Source organism: Taibaiella koreensis, assembly GCF_003545715.1.
Lineage (GTDB): Bacteria > Bacteroidota > Bacteroidia > Chitinophagales > Chitinophagaceae > Taibaiella > Taibaiella koreensis.
The window spans coordinates 536,698-559,275 of record NZ_QVNU01000003.1 but is presented as its reverse complement, the minus strand read 5'-3'; the positions used below and the strand labels follow the sequence as shown (position 1 = coordinate 559,275).

Below are 22,578 nucleotides of genomic sequence, written 5' to 3'. Positions count from 1 at the left end.
AAAAACTGCCAGCCTTACGGGGCTGGCAGCATCGGATACAGGTATTCACTTATCACTTATCTTGTCAATTTGCTGGCCAGCATCTTCCTGGCGAAGTGGATACGGCTCTTGATGGTACCCAGCGGCTCCTGGAGCGTATCGGCAATTTCCTGGTATTTGTAGCCAAGATAATGCAACTCAAAAGAAAGCCTGAATATATCGGGCAGGCGGTTGATCGCCGCTTTGATCTCGCGGATACCGGCATTAATAATACCATCGTTGTGCGCTACTTTATCGGTTTGGTACAGGAAGTAATCCTGGGGCACATCTGAGGTCACCTTAGTGAACTTCTTCTTGCGACGATAGTTATTGATAAAGATATTGCGCATGATGGTATACAACCATGCTTTGATATTGGTCCCGGTCTGGTACTTTTCCCGGTTGGCCATGGCCCGATACAAAGTTTCCTGGATGAGGTCCTTTGCCTCTTCGGTATCATGGGTAAGCGAAACAGCTACCGGCTGAAGGAAATCGCTGTTGCTGATGAGCATGTCGTTAAAAGCTTTTTCTGTCATGATATATCGGTTTTGATTGCTGATGTAAAATTACTGTGCTTTGCCACAAAAAAGCCTCATTATCTGATATTTGTGCCTTCATAAACACATTTTTAAACTATTCTTTAGCTTTGGGCAATATATTACCCATATTCCCGGTGAATTCCACAATAAATTCCACAACAATTCATTAATTATCAATCATAAAAGATCATTATCAAACCTTAGAAATAGGTCCGGAGGCCGGAACGGAAGAGATCAAAAAGGCTTTCCGGAAGCTGGCGCATGAATTTCACCCCGACAAGAACCCTTCCAATGTTTTTGCCGAAGCTCGTTTCCGCGAGATACACGAAGCGTACACCATACTGTCCAACGAAGGGAAAAAGGCTCTGTACGACTACGAACGGTGGCTTTCGGGCCGGTTTTCGAAGCAGGCTGCGGTCATTACACCAGACTATCTTTACCTTGAGCTCCAAAAGCTCAACGCGCATATCGCCCAGGTAGACATTCACCGGATGAACAAGCAATTGCTGCATCAGTACCTGCTTTTTTTGTTTTCAGATGATAAGATCGGGATCATACAGTTGAAAGCGGCGGAAGCAACCCGTTCCGGGCTCATCGAAGAGGCGACGAAAGCATCGGTACATCTTCCATCCTATTATGCAGGGGAAATACTGGAACGGCTGTTGCTCGTAGCTGCCAGCGAAGAAGAACGCAGCGCGTTGCAGGCAATGCTGACCGGCATAATGCGCAAAGCCCGTTGGCAAAAGCTTTTTCCCTGGCTGGCTGCCCTGGCGGCTGCCTTACTGTGCATTGCCATGTATTGGTTCGGCAGGAAATAAAATGTTGATAAAAATAAGGAGCGCCTCCCTGTATCAGATCGCATATATTATCTTTGCCCCGAACCGTAAACAAAGACACATTGCGTTATATCTGCTTCCTGCTTATGCTCCTGATGGGCTTTCCCCTGTTGCTTCAGGCAAAGCCCGATGCACCCAAAAGAGAAATGCGGGCCGTATGGATCGCTACAGTAGGTAATATCGACTGGCCCTCGCGACCAGGCTTGTCGGCCCAGCAGCAGCAGCAGGAATTCGTTAACCAGCTTAATTTTTTTCAGCGGAACGGGTTCAATACGGTAGTGGTGCAGGTGCGGCCTGCCGCTGACGCTTTTTATCCTTCGCCTTATGAACCATGGAGCAAATACCTGACGGGTAAGCAGGGACAACCGCCTTTCCCCCAATACGACCCGCTGGAATTCATGATCAATGAAACGCATAAGCGCAATATGGAATTCCATGCCTGGTTCAATCCTTACCGCGCTCTCGTCAACAGCAGCAGCAATCCCAATCCGCCGGGACATGCCACCCGCCAGCATCCCGACTGGATCATCAGCTATGACGGCAAATCTTATTTCGATCCCGGCAATCCCGATGCCCGCGAGTATATCCTGAAGGTGATCCTGGATGTAGTAAAGCGCTACGATATCGACGCCGTACATATCGACGATTACTTTTATCCCTATCCGGCCGGCCGGCCTTTCCCCGACCAGGCCAGCTATACCCGCTACAACAATGGGCAAAGCAGGGAAGACTGGCGCCGCGACAATGTGAACCTGTTTGTATCGCAGCTCAATACCAATATAAAAAAAGAAAAGTCCTGGGTCAAGTTCGGTGTGAGCCCTTTCGGGATATGGCGCAATATCAAGGACGATCCGGAGGGATCCAACACACGCGGCTCCAGCTGCTACGACGACCTGTATTCCGATATACGCCTCTGGATCGACCGGAAGTGGGTAGATTATGTGGCGCCGCAGCTCTACTGGGAACATGGCCACAGAGCGGCGCCTTATGATGTGCTACTGCCCTGGTGGAAGGGGCATAGCGGCCAGCGGCAGCTGTACATAGGGTTGGGCGTTTACCGTATGCTGAATGCTACGGCTTATCCCTGGAACAGCCCCAATGAAATATTGAAGCAGATACGCGCAGCACGCCAGGCCGGCACCGATGGCTTTATTTTCTACAGCTCCTCCAGCTTCAATAAGATCAAGCCGGGACTGGCCGACAGCCTGCAGCAGCACTATTTTGGCACGATCGCCATTCCACCGGCTATGCCCTGGCTCGATCATACGGCGCCTGCAGCGCCCGTACTCTCTGTATCGGGCACCAATAGCGGCGCCTTGCTGCAATGGGAACGCAGCGGCAATCGCGAGCCACAACGATACCTGGTATACCGCTTCGACGAAGATGAAAAAACGGACCTGAGCGATGCGGGTCATATTATTGCGCTCACAAAGAACAATACCTTCCTGGACAAGGACGGCGCCAAAGGTTGTCGCTATATCGTTACGGCGCTCGACCGGCTCTGGAACGAGAGCGCGCCCAGCAATACTGCTACGGCCGCTACACCCTGATGGAAAAAAACTGCGGCAACCATTGCCGGCAATAACCCTATTTTTGCAGCCAGATGTTTATAGAACCTTTTAAGACCGGAGTTGACTCGGGCTGGATTGAAGTGATCTGCGGCTCTATGTTTTCCGGTAAAACGGAAGAGCTGATCCGCCGGCTGAAGCGTGCGCAAATCGCCAATCAGCGTATCGAGATCTTCAAACCTGCCATCGATACCCGCTACCATGAAACGGACGTGGTATCGCACGACGAAAGCCGTATCCGCTCTACACCGGTAACAGCTTCACAGAATATATTATTGCTGGCCGAAGATGCCGAAGTGATCGCTATCGATGAAGCCCAGTTTTTCGACGCCGAGCTGCCCAATGTGGCCGAGACCCTGGCCTCCAAAGGCATGCGGGTGATCGTGGCCGGCCTGGACATGGATTTCCAGGGCCAGCCTTTCGGCCCTGTACCGGCCCTGCTGGCCAAGGCCGATTACATTACCAAGCTCCATGCCATTTGCGTAGTCTGTGGCAATATCGCCAATTATTCTTACCGCACCAGCGCCGAAGCAGGCCGCCTGGTGCTGGGCGAAAAAGACAAATATGAGCCCCGTTGCCGTAAGTGTTATCATAAGGGTGGCTAGATGTGAGATATTAGATGTTAGACGTTAGATATTAGATGTTAGATATTAGACGTTGGATATTAGATGTGAGATTCGGGTATTAGGTATTAGGTATCAAGTATTAGGTATTAAGTATCAAGTACAAGGTAGCGGGTAGCCATGCAGTGGCATGAATAAGTGTAAGTGATTAAGTATTTTGAATTCTTGCTACAAGGTACTTAGGCAAGCATTTTTAAGGAGAGCGATGTGGTTAACCGCTGAGGGCGCTAGGTTGTACGCAAGGACACAAAGAATCGACATGAAATGCTTCATTTGGAAATCTTTCCAGCTAAAGGATATTACCGGCAACTAATAAACCGATCTGATCATCCACACCTTTCAACGAGAATTAAAGTTCTAAGAATACCTCTTTTTTTCTCTAAACAACCTTGGATTCCTGCCACCTGAATCCTGATAGCTTACCCACATTGCCTTATACGCAATACCGACACCTGACATGGTTCCTGATTCTTAATACTTGGTTCCTGATACCTAATACTTGATACTTAATACTTCATACCTGATACCTGGTACTTAATACTTGATACCTAATACCTAGTACTTGATACCTGGTACTTAATACCGGAACTTGATACTTCATACCCGATTCCCCATTAATTTTACCTTATGGAACCATCGCACATCCGTCCGAAAGACAGCCTTAGTTCGGGAGAGAAGGAATACGAGAATAGCATCAGGCCGCAATCGATCGAGGACTTTTCCGGTCAGCCGCAGCTGATCGAGAACCTGCGCATCTTTATTAAGGCGGCTAATATGCGGGGCGAAGCGCTGGATCATGTGCTGTTTCATGGCCCTCCGGGGCTAGGTAAGACCACCCTGTCCCGCATTGTCGCTAATGAGCTGGGCGCCAGTATTAAGGAGACCAGCGGCCCTGTGCTGGAGAAGCCCGGCGACCTGGCCGGACTGCTCACCAACCTGGAAAGCCGCAGTGTGCTCTTCATCGACGAGATCCACAGATTGGGCGTTGTGGTGGAGGAATACCTTTACGCGGCCATGGAGGATTATAAGATCGATCTGATGATCGAAAGCGGTCCCAACGCCCGCAGCATACAGATCAACCTCAATCCTTTTACCCTCATCGGCGCTACTACCCGGTCGGGCTTGCTGACCGCTCCGCTGCTCTCGCGCTTCGGCATCAAATCACGACTCGACTATTACCCACAGGAGGTGCTGCAGAAGATCATTACCCGTTCGGCAGCGCTCATCCAGGTCAGGATCACGTCGGAAGCAGCCGGGGAGATCGCTCGTCGCAGTCGGGGCACGCCCCGTATTGCCAACGGCCTCCTGCGCCGTATGCGCGACTTTGCCCAGGTGCTGGGCAATGGCGTGATCGACCTGGGCATTACCGAACATAGCCTTAAAGCGCTTAATGTAGACGCCAGCGGTCTTGATGATATGGACAATCGCATCCTCAGCACCCTGATCGAGAAATTCAAAGGCGGCCCTGTAGGCATCAGCAATATTGCTACAGCGGTAGGCGAAGAAGCCGGCACTATCGAAGAGGTATACGAACCCTTCCTCATCCAGGAGGGCTACATTATGCGTACGCCAAGAGGAAGAGAAGCCACCGAAAAAGCCTACCGGCACCTGGGTAAGGACAAGGGGCCTCAGGGCGCCGTGCAAATGCTGTTTTAACCCATAGCAGCATATATTCCATAAAGAAGCGGTCGCAGCTGGTGATAGCTGCGACCGTTTTTGTGAGTATAAAATAAGATTAATGCCGTTCTATCTTTTCAATGATCAAGCCCACATTGAGCACCGAGGGTAATGGATTGCTGCGCATGATCTGCTCGATCTTGAATTCGTAGCGGCCGGGCTTATTTAGCTTCGGCGTTTCCTTCAGGTTGAAGGGTATTTTGTGCTCCCAGATACCGCCCATACCCCGTCCCAGCCATTCTCCTTTGGGGTCGGCAAGGTCCTTTTCGATCCTTACGCCTTCGCTAAAGGTGGTATCGCCTGGGGCTTTCACTTTAAGACTGAGCCAAAGGTTGGCATTGGGATAGCCTTCGTCGTGGCGTACCAGCAGGTAAAAACGATACAGCGATTGCGTATCGCTGATATCTACAGCAAAAACCGGTTGAAATTTATAATCCCATTTGGCCCCAGGAATCGATTCCTGCTTCTGGTAATACGAAGATTTCACGCCACAGGAAGCAGCCGTTAATAATAAAGCTATGGCGCCAAGAACAAAGGAAGCAAAATGTTTTTTCATGTTTCGTTTTACGGTCCCGGTAGGTTACAATACGTTTAATACCTGCTCCTTGGCCTTTTCCAGGTTGTCTTTCATATTCACTACGATTTTCTGGATATCGGCATCGTTGGCCTTCGATCCCAACGTATTGATCTCGCGGCCGATCTCCTGCAGCACAAAACCCAGCTTTTTGCCAATGCCATCGGCCTGCCCATTGCCTGCCAGCTCGGCAAAATAGGTGCAATGCGTACGCAGGCGCTGCTTTTCCTCGGAGAAGTCGATCTTTTCGATATAGTAGATGAGCTCCTGCTCGAGGCGGTTCATATCGATCCGCTCCTTATCCGTCCATTCGGCCAGGGAACCGTTGATGCGCTGCCGGATACGCTCAATTCTTGCCGGCTCATACTGCTCCACTTCTTTCAGCAAGGCTTCTATGCCATTGATATTGGCCAGAAGGTCTTTCTCTATCGCCTTTCCTTCTTCTTCCCGGTGTACGCTGAGGCGTTCGGCTGCTTCCGTGATCAGCTGCCTGATCTCCAGCCATTCGGGTTCGGGCAGGGTATCCATGTCTGCGGCTACCACTTCGGGCATACGCATTAATGTTGCCAGTACATGTTCGGGATGACCGTCCATTTCGAGTTTCAGCTCTGCCGCAATGCCGCTCATGGCCTGGTAATAATAGCGTGCCAGATCGGCGTTGACCTGCATGGGCTTGCCCGCGCCTTCCTGCTTCACCGTAACCGACAGGTCCACGGTGCCTCTCTTCAGGATACGCATCAGCTCGTTGCGGATATCGGCCTCATAGGCTTTCAACAAGGGGGTAATACGGCTGTTGAGCTCAAACTGCTTCCCGTTGAGGGATTTCACTTCTACAATTACCTGCCGGTTGCCTGCCCTGCCTTCGGCACGGCCGTAGCCTGTCATGGAAAATATCATTCAATATTTTTTTAAAAATTGCTCTGCCAAACGCAGGATTTAAGCAGGGTTGGCTGTACCGCCCATAACTATGAGCGAGATACAACGACTTGTTCTTTTTAGCAACCCTGCCACATTTTACTGCGGATAATCCTTATCCGTAAATCTGTAAAAAGATGCAATTTAGTCACTAACCGTCAATCCAACCGAATTTTATTAATATTGCTTGCTACAACCGCTTCTTTATGTTTCAGGCCATTGGTAAAGGAATTAATTATTTTTTAGGAAAAAGACTTTTGCAGAAATCCAAAATGGCCATTGCGCCCTCATTAGCTTACCTGTCCAGGACCAGGGAAATTGATACCAGGTATTACGACTATATACGGCTGTCCACCCTTGAGCTGATCAGCGATGAGATCAACCACAGGAACATACCCGGCAGCGTGGCGGAAATAGGTGTTTTCAAAGGAAAGTTCGCCCGTTACCTGAATTACTATTTCCCCGATCGCGACCTGTACCTGTTCGACACATTCGAAGGTTTCGACAACAGGGACAAAAAGAAGGAGCTGAAGGAAAATTATTCAGCTGCCGATCAGGACTTTTCGGGTACCTCTGTACAGCAGGTTCTGGCGATCATGCCCCATCCCGAGAAATGCATCGTTAAAAAGGGCTATTTTCCCGGAACAGCAAGCGATGTCAACGAGACCTTTGCTTTTGTAAGTCTCGATACCGATCTCTACGAGCCTATTTATAACGGGTTGGTCTTTTTCTATCCCCGGCTTAATGCCGGAGGCTATATTATGGTCCACGACTTCAACAATGAAGGCTATAAAGGTGTCAGGGACGCGGTAATCCGGTTCTGCACGGAGCAAAAAATTGGGTATACACCACTCCCCGACAAAGCGGGGTCGGTTGTTATCGCTAAATAAACCGCCGGCGACTAAAATTTAAAAATAGCGTTAAATGATACTATTATATTGATCCTCAACCATAATAATCATTTAGCTTTAGGCCTCCAAAATCCAACATGTATGAACTTGAAATCGATAACAACAACTGCGGCATCTGCTGCATTGCTCGCATTTACTGCCTGTAACAACAATACGACCGAAAACGCATCCGCTTCGGATACGACCAAGGTGGAAACCACAACCACGACCACAACAGCCCCTTCCGGTCCCATTACTATCGCGCCGGTAACCGGATCGCCAGAGTTTCCCGATGCCCAGCTGGGCGTCAAGAACGTAAAGGCCGAGCTGCAGGGCACCGATTCCGTAAAGATCACGATCGACTACGATGTAAAGAATTATGAGCTAAAAAGCCAGACTGGCGATGCGGCTTCCAAGAATTGCAACAACTCCAAAGATGGACAGCACATTCATTTCATCCTCGACAACCAGCCTTATGTGGCCCTTTACGAACCCAAACGCACCTTTACGGTACCCGTTAAATCGGAGCATTACCTGATGTCGTTCCTGTCCCGCTCTTACCACGAGTCGATCAAAACGCCCAAAGCCGGTGTACTGTATCACTTCTCTGTGGATGAAAAGGGAAAGCTGACCAAAATGGATATTCCCAAAACACCGATGATCTTCTATAGCCGGCCCAAGGGCGAATACCTGGGCGCCGATACCAAGAACCTGCTGCTGGACTTCTACGTGTACAACACTACCCTGGCGCCCGATGGCAACAAGGTAAAGGTAGACGTGAATGGCACTAATTTTGATATCGATAAATGGCAGCCTTACTTTATCCAGAACGCGCCCATGGGCGATGTGACCGTAAAAGTGCAGCTGGTCGATAAGGACGGCAAAAACATTGAGGGTGTCAACACCTCGGTAAGCCGTACAGCCAAGCTTGCTGCACAGGAGCCGATGAAATAAACCTTTCCCGGTTTTTCCGAAAAGCAAAAACGGTTAAGGTGCTCCGGCGCCTTAACCGTTTTTTTTAACATAGTCTATACCGGTTTCCATCCTGCGTCCTGTCCCGGGATGCTAACTTTACCGATCGATCGCGCTTATGAAAAAAAGATTGCTGTTGCTGCTCGCCAGTCTTGTCGCACTGTGTGCACAGGCCCAGGACACCTTGTGGGTGAAGCAAAAAGAGGGTATGCCCTATCTGCTGCACCGGGTAAAGAGCGGAGAGACTTTATTTATGCTCTCGAAGAAATTTTCCGTTCCGCCGGCCGTGCTTGCCGACGTGAATCGTGTAAACTACCAGGATGGCCTCCCCGAAGGATCGAAATTCAGGATACCTATCGACGACTATAATTTTATCCGTATCGAAAGCGTGGTCAAAAGCAAGCCTGTCTTTTATAAAGTGGGCGATGAAGACGACCTGCACAGCATAAGCCGTATGATGGGTGTGTCGCAAAGCGCCATCCAGCGCTGGAACCACAGTAACACACCTGAGATTGAAAAAGGAGCCGTACTCCAGGTCGGGTGGATTGCCTACGATAATGAGCAAAAGCCCTTTGCCGCAAAGGACACCCCGCACAGCCCGGTCGTCGCGGCGAAACCGGTAGTTCAGTCGCCGCCGGCTCGTACAACTGTGCGTGATACCGTGAAGGCGGTACCGGAAAAAGATACTGCTGAAGAAATGGTATCCGCATTTGAACAGTTGTACCAGGAACAGGTACGGGGCATATCAACGAATGAAGAGTCGGGCGCGGCGGTCTTCTATCCCCTGCGTACCAAAGCGGCGCCCGGCGTATACTATGCCTTTCACAACAGCGCCAGCAAAGGAACCATACTGCAGATCACCAACCCAGCCTCGGGGAAAACGATCTATGCCAAGGTCATCGGTATTGTGCCCAACCTCAAGGAATACCATAACAGCATTATCGGTCTCAGCGGCAATGCGGCACAAGCGCTGGGTGCCCGTGAGCGGCGCATGTTCTGCAAGATCAGGTACCGCTAGCGGATCAGGGTCACATTGCCCTCGTATCGCTCGCGGATAGCGCCGTCCAGCATTACTTCCATACGATAAAGGTATACTCCTTCCGGCTGCTCTTTACCATTAAAGCGTCCGTCCCAGCCCCTGCCGTTGGTCGCCGTGGTTTCAAATATCAGCTGTCCCCAACGGTTATAGATGCTCATGCTAAAGCCCGTCAGCTTTGCACTCAGGAGCGAACGTGGGAAAAAATAATCGTTGACACCATCGCCGTTGGGAGTAAAAGCATTGGGAATATCGATGTAGCAATCCTTCTTCACTTCGACCGCTTCCGATGCCGTACAGCCAAAGCTATTGGTGAGCGTAAGCCCGTAGCGCCCCTGATGCCGTACCTCAATAGTTTCTGCATGCTCACCGGAGCTCCAGTCAAAATGATAGACATCCGGTATATTAACGGCGTGATTGGCCAGCAGCAAGGGCTTTCCTCCCAGGCACAGCACAGAATCGGGTCCCAGATCAACCAGGGGCAGGGCGTGGACGGTAACGGAATCCATAGCGTGTACATCGGGGCAAGCCCTGAAATGCGCTGTAAGCAGCACGGGATACAGTCCCGGCCTGTCAAATGCTTTGGACATCACTCCGGGCGCTGCAGCTATCCTGCTATCCGTTCCGAAACGCCAGTCCAGACCTGTGGCTGTGCTATCAACCAGGGGTGTGAACAGGATGCTTTCGCCGGTACAAATGCTGTTCTTATCCTTGGTGAGCGCGATGCCCGTTACCGGCTGATCGACCTGGACCAGCTTTTGTAAGGTATCGGCGCAAATGCTTCCCTGGCCCTGCAAGGTCACTTCGTAGCTGCCGGCAGCGCTGTAGGTATGCACAGGAGCAGCCAGGCTGCTTTGCTGTCCGTCGCCGAAATCCCACAACCATAGGGTGAAATGATTATCGGAAGTATTCCGGAACGTCAGCTGGTCTCCCAGGCAGACGACGGTATCTACCGTAAAAGTTACGTTATGCTCTTCTTCATCTATATAAACGGGCAGTACCGTATCGCAACCGGCAGCGGTAACCAGGTGCACTGTATAATATCCTGCTGGTACCTGCGACAGGGTATCTCCGGTACCCACAACGGTGTGACTACCGTTTTGCCAGGTACAGGCTATAGTGCTGGTATCCCAGCTGGTATTGACCACCCAGGCTTTTCCATTGGCGGCGCCTTTACAGCTATTGACCGTTTGCACAAAAGGCAATGCGCCCAGGGGAAAAGATACGCTGAAGGAATCGGTGTAAAAACGGCAGGGATTACCGGTATGGTAGCTTACCCAGTAATTGCCCGGCGCCGATACTGATATCTGCGGCGTGGTGGCGCCTGTGCTCCAATGGTAAGCCCAGGCCGTGGTTGTATTGCCCGCATGCAGGATAGCATTTTGTGCAAAACATTGTCCTGTCACCGCTTTCGGAGGCGATATAAGAGAGTCTACTTCCTGTTCCACGACCACGTTGGGCAGGCCCAGGGCCGTAGTGGTCCCGGGCGCCAGGGTAATCGTATTCGGCGTTAAGCCGCAGGCAGCGCCGGCCAGACCGGGATTGGCAATCACGCCCAACTGTGTGGGGCTACAGTTGAAATATATCTTGCCGTCGGGCGCCCGTTTCAGGTGTGTTAGCCAATTCGGCGTACCGACAGCCACCTCAGAGGCTATGATGGCTGCAGGCGTACCCAGGCTCAGATCGAACTGGTATATTCTGCCATCGCTACTCAGGTAATACAGCTTGCTGTTATCGGGAGAAAAACAAGTACCATAAGCATTCTTATTAGCATCCAGCACCAGGTCGTTGCTAATGGCGCCCGTAGCCGCATCGAAGGCAGCCAGGTGAAGACCGAAAGCCGGATTGGCCAAAAGTACAGGAATGCCTGAAGCCGAAATCCATTTACGATTGGGGGAAACGGCAAAATTCCCTATTCCCTGATCTGCCATGGCGGTATTGGAGATCACGGGCGTGGTCTGCAGGCCTGCCGTTGTGATCTCGAATACCTTGTAGCGGGTTTGCGTCAGCACGCTGGTAATGACCCAGATGTTGCAGCGATCGCCAGCGACCGCAGTCATTTTTTCCGTAAGCCCCGAATCGACGAATATACCTTTACGGCCAGGCATTACATCGCCCAAGCCGCCATTAAGGCTCATGTCTACAATGCTGTAGTAAAGCCGCCCACGCTGCATCCCGCCCATCTCGAAGGCGGTAAGCGAAAAGACATAGTATTTCCCGGCGCTATCCGGCATGGGTACGATAAGGGCACCCTGGCTGGTACTCGAAGTGATTATTGCTGTATCCAGGCCCGGTGGCGATATGCCTGTAAGGTTGTGCCCATTGGGCATACGTGTCTGGTCGCGCGCCCATACGTCTGTACCGTTGGTGTAGAACAGCAGCTGGCCTGTGGGATCGCATACCGAAGCGTTGGCCTCGCCAAAGCCTTCCATCCCCGTTTGAATGGGAACAGGCGCCCCGCTGCTGAAATCCAGGCCGGCATGGGTACCGAAAGCCCATACCTGCTCCCTTTGCGCTTGCGAAGGAAAAGCAGCCGGTATAAGGATCAGCAGGGTCAACGTGATCCTTATAGCCAGACCGCCGCACTTTGTTCTCGTTATTTTTTTCATGGTGATCGTTGCCTATCTTTCCTTGATGTGTATTAACCTTTCCGTGCTTTGCGAACCATTTGAGCGCTTACCGATATCTTCATATCCTTATAGTAAAACCGGGTGATGGATTCGGGTATCCGTACTTTGTAGTCATGCGGGTCGATCATAAATTCGCTGCTTACCGCCGCTACGCCATCTTTCATGGTAACCGTACCTTTCACCGTGATCGTCTTTACCACGTCGTGCATACTGAGCTTACCCTCACAGGTAATCTCATAAGTGCCGTCCTTTGACGGATCTATCTTTTTCAACGCTGCGGATGTGCCATTAAATGTTGCGACCGGATAGCGCTCGCTGTCGAAGTAGTAATGGTGAAAACGATAAGTAGCCCCCTCCCGCATCAGCTGGGGCATATCGGTAGCCGTGATGGCAAATCCCGCCACATAAACCGTAAATCTTAGGGTGCCTTTATCCAGGTCCAGATTGCCTGCCAGGGAGTCGTTGTCGGCGGTTACCTCCGATGCCGGCGCGATAATGGCAAAATGTACTTTACCGTCTCGCAACTGGTATTGCTGAGCGGGAACCTTGCTGCATAAGGGTAGCAGCGCGCCCAGAAGAATCATTATTTTCAGGATCAGTTTCATAGCTGTCTTTTTTGGAGGGCTAACGGATGAGGTTAAGGTCGCCTTTCTTGTATTCGCTTATATTCCGCACGCCTCCCGTGTACTTCAGCTCGTACATATAGGTCCCGACCTCCGAGGGCTGGCCGTTGAATTGTCCATCCCAGCCTTGCTCCGGTTTTGCGCTGAAGAAAACCCGCTGCCCGAAGCGGTTGTATACGGCCAGGGAATAATTGCTTACCGGACAATCGGCCGCCAGCACGGGTTTGAACCAATCATTCACACCGTCTGCATTTGGCGAAAAAGCATTAGGCACCAGGGGCTGGCAGGCGCAATAGCCCATACCGATGTGGACCTCGTCGCGGCCCACGCATTTGCCGGCGGTTACTTTTACGCTGTAAGTGCCGGTATCTGTTGCCGTAATGGTTTGACCGGTAGCGCCGGTGTTCCAGCTGGCATTCCCGCCAGGTGGTATATTGGCTTTCAGTGTTACGTTCACCGGATCTCCGCGACAGATGATCTTATCCTCGCCCAGGTCCTGCTGCACGTCAGAGAAAGTGATGCCGATCGTATCGGTTAGCGTGCAGTTAGCCGCAAAGGTCACCTTGACCCAGTACTGTCCATCCTGCGTTACCCGGAAGCTATTGCCGGTGCTGCCATCCTGCCAGAGGAAGGACTGCACCTGACCTTTTGTACCGGCTTGCAACACCAGGGGAGGCGCTTTGCAGATCACCGTATCGCGGGGACCCAGACCAGCGCCTGCTTCATTAAGCCTATAGGGCTTGATATAGGTATGGCAGCCATCGTTATAGGTTACTTTGCATTGCCCGGAGCTGTAAAAGTTATGCATGCTATCGGCCACCCCATCGTTCCACACATAATCGTTATAGCCCGCAGGGGCATGCAGCGTGATCTTCCTGAAAAAGCAGGTATCCGTCATGGGCAGGGTCAGGGTATCCGGGGGGAAGGTGTAGACCACATCGTTACCGATGGGGTAGCAAAGGTCGCCCAGAGGATAACCGGCCGGTAAAAAGGGTGTAGTGACCGATGGTGCAAAGCCGCAGGCTGCGCCCGCGAGATTGGGGCGGCTGAAATATCCACGAAAAGCCGAAAGAAAGACAGTATCCCCTCTGCGACGCAAGGAGCCGCCGGTATAGGGTATCAGGTAACGGGAAGCAATAATGGAAGTAGGCACGCCACTGCTCAGATCATGCTGGCACAGATAGCCACAATTGCTGGAATCGATCATACCCGTGATGAGCGCGCTATACAATTTTGAATTATCGGGAGAAAAACAGACCCCTTCGGCCATCGAAGTATCGGTCAGCACCATGTTGTTGGACAATATGCCGGTCTCGGGGTCAAAATCGGCTACCTGGACGCCAATGGTCCCATAGAAACCAAAACCGAAACCCGATATCTCCAGCCCGTTGTTGCTGGCCATAGCTACTTTCTTGCGGTTGGGCGAAACGGCCAGCGCCCCCGCAGTAAAGGACTGGAGGCCGGTGATGCCGGGCATCAGTGTCGATACCACCGGCGTGGTATCGATACCGGCAGTGGTAATGTGAAAGGCTTTTACATCGGGCAGATCTACGGGATGAGTCAACAGCCATATATCACAATTGTTGCCGGGCACAACTGCCATCATATCGCCCAGGGGGCCATGCGCCGCTATAATATTTCTCTTTCCCGGCACGATGGCTCCCAGACCATTGTCCAGGTTCATATCGATAACCGAATAGGTGAGGTTATAATCAAAGCCGCCCGGAGGAAGCGTAGGAAGAGGACCGCCGCCAATAGACAAAGAGATACCGCCCTGCTTGATGTAAAAGAGGTAATACTTGCTGGTATCGTTGATAAAGGGTACGATGCAAATATTCTGCATCGAAAGGCCGGCGCCGCCCAGCCCTATACCATCGGGCATGAGCTGGTGGTTACGATTCCAGCAGTTGAAGCCATTGGTATAAAACAGGAGCTGTCCTGTACGAGGGTGGCATACCGATACATTGCCCATGGTACCCATCGGCATAGACGAGGGTAACATCGTGGCCGGGCTGGTATTGAAGCTAATACCTTTGGTCGCCAGCATCCAGATGCTGTTGGCCTTTTTAAATGGTGGCAGCTGTGTAAAATCCTGCGCCCACAGACCTCCGTAGAAGAGGAGACACAACAGGACCAACGCCAACCGGGAGAAAATTCCTTTCTGTTTCATAATATTTTCCGTTGAATGTCCCTGAAAGCGGGAAGGTTTAGTATTTGACCAGCTTCGCTTTTGAGGCCCTGCTTCCCTCGGCCAGCTCAACAAAATAGATGCCCGGCGGCAGGCCGGCCGTACTGATCCGGAACGATCGTCCGCTAAGCTGCTGCTGTAGCAATACCGTTTTTCCCATAATATCGGTCAGCCTTAAGGAAGCATGATCCAACACCTGCGCGGCTTCAATAAACAATACATCTTTTACCGGGTTGGGGTATAGTTTCACCCGGTTGCCTGATGGCGTACGGATCGAAGTACCAGCGCCTACCTGGTAACATGCCGATGTATCGCTGCAGCCACCCACTGTGATCACCAGGGCATAGCTGCCGTCCTCTACCGGTGTAAATTGTTGCGTTGTCGCTCCGGGCACCGGGCTGTTGTCGTTGCAATCGATCCAGCGATAGTGATCTCCATCCGTACTGAGTGCGCTGAGCATTCTGCCCGAAAGGCTTACCGAAGTATCCGGCTTATTAACGAGGAGATTAAGTACCAGTACACTGTCGCAGCCGGCAGTATTGGTATAGATCTGGGTATAGACGCCGCTTTCGGTATAGGTATTGCTGTTGAGCACATATTGCTTGCAGCCTGTATCGGCCAGTTGCACGGTATCGCCACGGATCACAAGATGCAGCACCGATACGCTGTCGCAACCACCGCTGCTGGTGTAAAACTGGCTATAAGAGCCGCTGGTAGTATACACCTGGCCGTTAAAGGTATACGGACCGCAGGAAGAATCCCGGCTTACCCTGGAGGCAATAGGACATACCGGCGACAACTTCACGATAAAATTGCTGCAGGGCACGATCGCAGTAAGATTACTGACACCCGGCCCTGGATCAAAGTCCACGGTGTTTTTGAAAGCCGAAGAGGCATATACATCGCCACGGTCGTCTACGCTGATATCGGGGCATAAGGCTTTGTAGGTAGGTACCTCCAGGAATTGATTCCGGATGTCCTTGGCCCATTCGAAGTCACCGGCAGCGCTCAGCTTCAGCAGGTAGATGTCTGCGCTGTCTGGAACGGCGGTAAGATTGAAGGTGCCCGGGCCGGGATCGAAATCGGCGGTCTCGATAAAGGTACCCATCGCATACACCGCGCCGGTCTTGTCTGTGGCAATGCTTAATCCGCGTCCGTTATCCAGCGTAGCGTTCATATAGGTATTGGTGATTACGCCGCCATAGGAGCGTACCCAGATAAAATGGCCTCCCGGATCCAGCTTCAGCACATAGCCGTCGTAAGCCGCGTAATATGGAATACCCGAGGAGCTTCCCGCGTTCAGGCCGGTCACATTAAACACATTGGCAGGGCCAGGATCGAGGTTAAAATCTACTGTGCCGTAAAAGCCGCCTGTAACCAATATATTGCCGGTAACGTCTGTCACTATGTCCTGGCACCATACCCTGCCGGTGCTTTGTACTTCATGCGCCCATTGAAAAACGCCATTGGTATTCAGCTTCACGATATACCCGCCCAGGCTGTTTACAGAGTTGTAAGTACCTGGCCCCGGGTCGAGGTCCAGGGTACCGAAGTAGCCACCGGTGAAATAAATATTGGCCTGGGCGTCAATGGCCAGGCTCTCCACACCGCATTCCGCATCGCAATACATATCGCCACCCCAAAGAAAATTGCCCGACGCATCCAGCTTGGCAACAAATGCATTCATACAATTGCTGCAGGGGTTGGCTACAGTATACATCGCCGTACCCGGTCCGGGATCAAGATCGATACCACCATTGAACTGCCCCGCGAAATAGACATTGCCGGCATCATCGACCGCAAGCCCTTTCAGGTAGTTCAGCGAATTAAGGCTTACGCCTCCCAACGCTCCGTCAAACTGCTTGGCCCATACATAGCCGCCACTACCGTCCAGTTTCACGATAAACAAGCTGTTATTGTCGGCATTGGTACCGATCTGGGTGCCGGGGCCGGGATCATAATCGATAGTGCTGGTATCATTCAGCCTTCCCGCTACATACACTGCCCCTTTTTTATCGATGGTGATCACGGTTGCCGAGGCGCCATATCCGGTTGTGGTGCGCAGGCTCTTTGCCCATACCAGATTACCCGCTGCATTGATCTTGGTGATATAGATGCTGCTGCGGATCCCGGTGGCAGACAGGTTGACGACGCCCGGTCCCGGGTCAAAATCGACCGTTCCAAAGAACCGGCCTGCAGTATAGACATTGCCCATAGAATCGACGGTAGTAACGTGATCCTTATTGAGCATAGCGTTCATATAGGCGGCGTTGCCGTCGGGATTGTCGATCCCACGGGCCCAGCTGAAATTGACGGCCTGAGCGCGGGCGGGCGCCAGGTCCTGCAGGCTGTAGCACAGCAACCATAAAAGAGACAGGTATAATTTTCTCATGCAGATTAAATTTTTATTGTAAATCTTGCCTGGTTAATGGTGTGGTGGTTTACTCCGGGGGAACGGTGCGTTATTCTTGCCTGCCGGTCGCCCGGCCTCACTTTTTACACTGTTTTACCCGTCTTCATTCCCTGAAGGGAGCAAAACGGGACGGTACTTACAAATCTATATTTGTTCCACATTTTTTATTAATTTACAACTACGTAATTTCATGAGATTACGTAGTTATACTTAGCCGCGACGCAGGATCAACTTATGGGGAAATTGAGGCTCTTATTATTGCTTTTACCGGCGCTGCTCCCGTTCGTAGCCAATGGACAGGAGTTCTTTTCCCGGCTGGGCAACCCGCCCGAAACGCCCTTGGATTATATGGACTCTATTGCCATATACCGCATTCTTGACCGGGGATACAAGTTGCAAAACAGCGATAAGACGCCTGACAGCGCCATGGTCTATTACAAGGCGGCCATGCGTGAAGCCCAGCTGCGGCGACAACCACAGCACCGGGCGCGCATTCTTACCTACATGGCCACCTGGTATATCAAAAAGGCCGACTATCCATCCGCTATCCGTTTCATGAGCCTGTCGGCCGAAGCTTATCTGCAAAAGGGCGAGTATCCCTTCAAGCAGTACTTTTCGCTGTCGGGCATGTATGCCCAGATCGGCGCCTACGACCAGGCGATCGACCTCTACCACAAAGTTGCTGCAAGAACACCCAGGAGCACGGTCGACAGCTATTACTACTATCTTACCTTTACCAATGCGGCAGGAGCCTATTGGGAGAACGGGCAGGCCGATTCCGCAACCAAGCTGTATTATCGAATCCTGTCGGATGTACGCCGGGCCGATACCAATCATGCCGTATTCATAAGAGCCTATACCGGCCTGGCCAATATCCAGATGCGCCTGGAGCAGTGGGACAAGGTCTGGCCGCTTGTAGACAAGGCCATCGCCCTGGCCAAACATCGCGGCGATTCTTCCGAGATCATCAATACGATCGCTAACAAGGGCACTATCTTTTACCAGAAAAAGCAGTACAAAGAAGCCAAAGCGTATCATTACCAGGCCCTGGCTTATGCCTATCGTAAAAACGATTCGCATCTTATTTATGCCAGCGCATTCATTCTGGGCGCCATACTTGCCAAAGAAGGCCGGTTCCCTGAAGCCCAGCGCATGGCCCGTGAAGCCTACAACAAGGCGGCCGGCGTCAACTCCACCACCGAATGGCTCAGCTCCTCGTACCTCATGGGCTGTGTGTATACCCATACCGGTCAATATGCCATAGCCAAACGCTACCTGCTACCGGCAATTGCCTATGCCGAGCGATACAACAACCTCATCAACGCCGGCGACGGCTACGACCACCTGAGCACCATCTACGCCGGCCTGGGGCTATACAAGAAGGCGCTGTACTATAAAGAACGCCAGCTGAAAATACAGGATAGCTTCACGGGCAGCAACAATGCCGGTCGTATTGCTGAAGTGGAAATGAAATTCAAAACAGCAGAAAAAGATAAGCTGATCGCCCAAAAGGAGCTTCAGCTGGCTACGGAACGCAACCGCCTGCGGGAAAAAAACATCTGGATCGGCGGCCTGGCCTCGGGAGGCCTGCTGCTGGCCTTTATCCTGGCAGCCTTGTACAGCCGTAAACAACATAGGGAAAAGCTGCACCGGGTGCTTATCCTCAATATGGAAAAAGACACCGAGATTCTGGCGCTGAAAGCCAAGATGGAAGGCGAAGAAGGTGAGCGGTCGCGACTCGCGCGGGATCTTCACGATGGGGTCGTGGTCAAGTTCTCGGCAGTAAAGATGAACCTGAGCATATTGCCGGAGCGCCATCTCAGCCTCCGGGACTCCGGCGATTTTCACCAGATCATAAGCCGCCTGGACGAGGCCACTACAGAGCTCAGGACCACGGCGCACAACCTGCTGCCCGATACCCTGCTGGAAGGTGGATTGTCGGAAGCTGTCTATTATTTCTGTAAAAACGTACAGCACAGCGGCCTTGATATCGATCTGCAGTATACCGATATTCCCCGCTTTGAGCCGGGATTTGAACTGTCGGTATACCGTATCGTACAGGAGCTGGTACAGAATGTGCTGAAGCATGCTGCGGCCACGCAGGCTATGGTCCAGATGATCTATAATGAGGCCCTGCTCAACATTACCGTCGAAGACAACGGAAAAGGATTTGTTCCCGGAGCCGGCGGCGGGGAAGGCATAGGCCTGCGCAATCTCCGTTCACGTACCGCTTCGCTCAATGGCTATATGGATCTGCGCAGCAATCCCGGCCAGGGTACTTCGGTCTATCTTGAATTCACCATCCATAAAATAACCCAATGATCATGCCCATCACAGTTGCGATTACCGACGATCACCCACTTGCTATAGAAGGCCTGCAAAATATGTTGCTGTCGGCCCCCTCTATACAGGTAAAAGGCACTTACAATTCGGCGGCAGAACTGATGGAAGGCCTTGCCGGCACGCAGCCCGATGTATTGCTGCTCGATATCCTGCTACCCGACCAGAAGGGTACAGAGCTTGTGCCCGTCATACGCAGGCTATATCCTGCAGTAAATATCATTGCCCTTACCAGCCTCGACGCGCCTATGTATGTACGGTCTATGATAAGGCAAGGCTGCAGGGGCTATGTGCTGAAAAATACGGACAAGCTATCGCTGGTATATGCCATTGAACAGGTGTACCAAGGACAAGAGTATATCGAGCCTTCGCTCAAGGAACAAATGTTTTACAATGTATTGCACCAGAAAAAGCATACACCCGGCCGCTCCCCCAACCTCACCAGCCGCGAAAAGGAGATCCTGCAGCTGATCGTGGCCGAGCTGACGAGCCAGCAGATCGCCGATAAGCTGTTCCTGAGCCTGCGCACGGTAGAAACACATCGCTTTAACTTGCATAAGAAATTGGAAGTCAATAACAATGTAGGCCTGGCCAAAGCGGCCATGCTGCTAGGGCTGGCAGAATGATGCGCGGCCGGGAACCTTTAAAAAAATTCTTCTATATGCTTGATTTTCCAAGAATATCCGTACTTTTGCACTCCTTTTTTGAGGCGCGGGTGTGGTGAAATTGGTAGACACGCTAGACTTAGGATCTAGTGCCGCGAGGCTTGGGGGTTCGAGTCCCTCCACCCGCACTAAGATAAAAAGCCCCGCAGAAAGCGGGGTTTTTGTTTTTTCTTGGCAGTGATTTTTTTGATAACTAGTAGCAAGACAACCTTTTAAAAATTATAAACATGGCAACGGTAACTCGTGAATCCATCGGTAACCTCCACGATAAACTGGTGGTAAAAATTACCAAAGAAGATTACCTCCCTTCTTTTGAAAGTGCTTTGAAAAAATATGGCAAAAACGCCAACATTCCCGGCTTCCGTAAAGGCAATGTGCCTAGCGGCATGGTGCGGAAAATGTACGGACAGTCTGTATTCGTGGAAGAAGTGCTGAACAGCGCCAACCGCGAGCTGCAAAACTACCTGTCGGAGCATAAGCCGGAGATCTTTGCACAGCCCGTTGCTATGGAAAACCGGGACCTGAAATTCGACATGAACCAGCCCGATGATTTTCATTTCTTTTTCGAGATCGGCCTTAAGCCCGACTTTGAAGTAACCCCGCTGAACAAAAAAGGCAGCGTGACCCGTTACAAGATCAAAGTAAGCGACAAGCTGGTGGAAGATGAAGCCGATAACATCAGCCGTCGTGCCGGCAAAGTCGAAAATCCCGAATCATTTGAGAAGGATACCGATATCGTATACGCTAGCTATGAAGCCAGCGACGCCGAAGGTAATGTAGCCGAAGACGCCGCAAAAACGGAAGATGTGGTTACCCTGGAGCAGATGCCCAAGCAATTGGCCGAAAAGCTGAAAGGTATCCAGCCCGGCGGTACTATCGTATTCCAACCTGCTGAAGTATGCACTGCAGAAGAGTTGCCCGAATTTATGAAAAGCGCGCTGCATAAGGCCGACGATGCCGAGGCGCCCAACCAATACTACAGGCTTACCCTAACCAAGATCGGTCGCCTGATCCCCCGCGAGATGAACGAAGAATTCTATGCCGAGGCCTTCCCCGGTGCAGAGATCAAAGACGAAGCGGGCTTTAAGGAAAGAATAAAGGAAGAGCTGGAGAAAGAAACCAACCGCATCGCTAACGAGCGCATCCAGAACGAGCTGTTTGAAATGCTGGTACACGAAACCCCGCTCAACCTGCCCGTTGATTTCCTTAAGCTGTGGCTGAAAAGAGGTGGTGAGAAAGAGAAGAGCGACGAAGAAGTGGAAAAAGAATACCCTTCCTTCGACCACCAGTTGCGCTGGACGCTTATCTCCGACAAGCTGATCCGCGACAACGATATCCAGGTATCTTATGAAGAGGTAATGAACGATGTTAAGGCCAAAGTAATGTCTTATTTCGGTCTTAAATCCGAAGAAGATGCCCCCTGGCTGGAGTCTTACATGGAAAAAATGTCGAAAGAGGAAAAGACGATGGACGAGACTTACCGCCGCCTGTTGTTCGACAAGCTGTTTGCCAAACTGGAAGAACAACTGGAAGTGAAGCAGGAAGAAGTAAGCGAGGAAGAATTCTCCAATCTCGCCTCCGCGCACCACCATCATCATTAATCGGCAATACTACAATATACCAGCAAGAGGCTGTCCTATGGGCGGCCTCTTCTTTTTTGCGGGATATGATGTTGTCGCAGAAAGCGGCTATTCGACCAGCCTGGATCTGACCTCTTGCCAGAAATGGTTCCGGTATCACGACGGATCAATTACTACATGTTCCGTCCTCCACAAACGCCCTTTTATCCCCCAAAAAGGCACAGAGTAAATCTTTTTTTTGCCATCGATTTCAAATCGTTATTACTTCGTCAGTATATCTTTTTTAACATCAAAAAAAACAAAAATGGAAGAAGCACAGAATAAGCGGATTAAAATCGAGCTAAAAAAAGCTATTATTGTACAGCTTTCCCCTCGGCATCTAGGTCAACTCAATGGTGGAGGCCCAAAGGGAGAGGATGACATCCTTAAGCTTACCAAAACCTGTAAGGATTGCAAAACAAAGTTTACATGCGGCGTCTGTACCACAGCTT

17 protein-coding genes, 1 tRNA gene and 1 pseudogene are annotated in these 22,578 nt (G+C 51.3%); 12 read left to right on the top strand and 7 right to left on the bottom strand.

The window, feature by feature from the left end:
- Positions 1-56: 56 nt before the first annotated feature.
- Entirely contained in the window at positions 57-554 is a 498-nt protein-coding gene (locus tag DZK30_RS12385) for an RNA polymerase sigma factor (RefSeq protein ID WP_118974441.1), read from the bottom strand.
- A gap of 179 nt (positions 555-733) precedes the next feature.
- On the opposite strand from DZK30_RS12385, the pseudogene DZK30_RS26585 reads away from it, so the two are divergent.
- The 5 genes and pseudogenes from DZK30_RS26585 to ruvB all read left to right on the top strand — a co-directional run.
- Positions 734-871: pseudogene (locus tag DZK30_RS26585) on the top strand (J domain-containing protein); the annotation flags it as partial.
- 177 nt (positions 872-1,048) lie between these two features.
- Entirely contained in the window at positions 1,049-1,375 is a 327-nt protein-coding gene (locus tag DZK30_RS26425) for a hypothetical protein (protein WP_240432914.1), read from the top strand.
- 80 nt (positions 1,376-1,455) lie between these two features.
- Complete coding sequence (locus tag DZK30_RS12375; RefSeq protein ID WP_240432913.1) at positions 1,456-2,943, top strand: glycoside hydrolase family 10 protein; 1,488 nt, start codon at positions 1,456-1,458, stop codon at positions 2,941-2,943.
- 53 nt (positions 2,944-2,996) lie between these two features.
- Positions 2,997-3,566, top strand: coding sequence for a thymidine kinase (locus tag DZK30_RS12370; RefSeq protein ID WP_118974440.1), 570 nt, complete (start codon positions 2,997-2,999; stop codon positions 3,564-3,566).
- A 645-nt stretch (positions 3,567-4,211) separates the two neighbouring features.
- Positions 4,212-5,240, top strand: coding sequence for a Holliday junction branch migration DNA helicase RuvB (ruvB, locus tag DZK30_RS12365; RefSeq protein ID WP_118974439.1), 1,029 nt, complete (start codon positions 4,212-4,214; stop codon positions 5,238-5,240).
- Between the two features lie 79 nt (positions 5,241-5,319).
- On the opposite strand, the gene DZK30_RS12360 is transcribed toward ruvB, so the two are convergent.
- Both DZK30_RS12360 and DZK30_RS12355 read right to left on the bottom strand, forming a co-directional pair.
- A complete protein-coding gene (locus DZK30_RS12360; protein WP_118974438.1) occupies positions 5,320-5,817 on the bottom strand; it encodes a gliding motility lipoprotein GldH in 498 nt (165 codons plus the stop codon).
- A 24-nt stretch (positions 5,818-5,841) separates the two neighbouring features.
- Positions 5,842-6,732, bottom strand: coding sequence for a YicC/YloC family endoribonuclease (locus tag DZK30_RS12355; RefSeq protein ID WP_118974437.1), 891 nt, complete (start codon positions 6,730-6,732; stop codon positions 5,842-5,844).
- A 275-nt stretch (positions 6,733-7,007) separates the two neighbouring features.
- Here DZK30_RS12355 and DZK30_RS12350 point away from each other — a divergent pair, with 275 nt between their 5' ends.
- From DZK30_RS12350 to DZK30_RS12340, 3 genes are all read left to right on the top strand, one after another.
- The gene (locus tag DZK30_RS12350) at positions 7,008-7,640 is read left to right on the top strand and encodes a TylF/MycF/NovP-related O-methyltransferase (RefSeq protein ID WP_240432912.1); all 633 of its coding nucleotides are present in this window, start codon (positions 7,008-7,010) and stop codon (positions 7,638-7,640) included.
- 102 nt (positions 7,641-7,742) lie between these two features.
- Entirely contained in the window at positions 7,743-8,594 is an 852-nt protein-coding gene (locus tag DZK30_RS12345; RefSeq protein ID WP_118974436.1) for a hypothetical protein, read from the top strand.
- A 136-nt stretch (positions 8,595-8,730) separates the two neighbouring features.
- On the top strand, positions 8,731-9,630 hold the full coding sequence (locus DZK30_RS12340) for a LysM peptidoglycan-binding domain-containing protein (RefSeq protein ID WP_118974435.1): 900 nt from the start codon (positions 8,731-8,733) through the stop codon (positions 9,628-9,630).
- On the opposite strand, the gene DZK30_RS12335 is transcribed toward DZK30_RS12340, so the two are convergent.
- The 4 genes from DZK30_RS12335 to DZK30_RS12320 are packed head-to-tail and all read right to left on the bottom strand — an operon-like array spanning position 9,627 to position 17,481.
- Entirely contained in the window at positions 9,627-12,257 is a 2,631-nt protein-coding gene (locus DZK30_RS12335) for a T9SS type B sorting domain-containing protein (RefSeq protein ID WP_118974434.1), read from the bottom strand. The two genes, DZK30_RS12340 and DZK30_RS12335, sit on opposite strands and share 4 nt — an antisense overlap.
- Positions 12,258-12,289: 32 nt before the next feature.
- Positions 12,290-12,883, bottom strand: coding sequence for a YceI family protein (locus DZK30_RS12330; protein WP_118974433.1), 594 nt, complete (start codon positions 12,881-12,883; stop codon positions 12,290-12,292).
- A 19-nt stretch (positions 12,884-12,902) separates the two neighbouring features.
- Positions 12,903-15,071: a gliding motility-associated C-terminal domain-containing protein gene (locus tag DZK30_RS12325; protein WP_118974432.1), complete on the bottom strand. Its 2,169-nt coding sequence runs from the start codon at positions 15,069-15,071 to the stop codon at positions 12,903-12,905.
- A gap of 37 nt (positions 15,072-15,108) precedes the next feature.
- Positions 15,109-17,481, bottom strand: coding sequence for a T9SS type A sorting domain-containing protein (locus tag DZK30_RS12320; protein ID WP_118974431.1), 2,373 nt, complete (start codon positions 17,479-17,481; stop codon positions 15,109-15,111).
- 255 nt (positions 17,482-17,736) lie between these two features.
- On the opposite strand from DZK30_RS12320, the gene DZK30_RS12315 reads away from it, so the two are divergent.
- The 4 genes from DZK30_RS12315 (at position 17,737) to DZK30_RS12300 (ending at position 22,108) form a co-directional block, all read left to right on the top strand.
- On the top strand, positions 17,737-19,824 hold the full coding sequence (locus tag DZK30_RS12315; protein WP_118974430.1) for a tetratricopeptide repeat-containing sensor histidine kinase: 2,088 nt from the start codon (positions 17,737-17,739) through the stop codon (positions 19,822-19,824).
- Positions 19,825-19,826: 2 nt separating this feature from the next.
- Positions 19,827-20,468, top strand: coding sequence for a response regulator (locus tag DZK30_RS12310; protein ID WP_162903051.1), 642 nt, complete (start codon positions 19,827-19,829; stop codon positions 20,466-20,468).
- A gap of 85 nt (positions 20,469-20,553) precedes the next feature.
- Positions 20,554-20,635: transfer RNA gene (locus DZK30_RS12305), tRNA-Leu, on the top strand.
- A 99-nt stretch (positions 20,636-20,734) separates the two neighbouring features.
- Positions 20,735-22,108: a trigger factor gene (locus DZK30_RS12300; RefSeq protein ID WP_118974428.1), complete on the top strand. Its 1,374-nt coding sequence runs from the start codon at positions 20,735-20,737 to the stop codon at positions 22,106-22,108.
- The last annotated feature ends 470 nt before the right edge of the window (positions 22,109-22,578 follow it).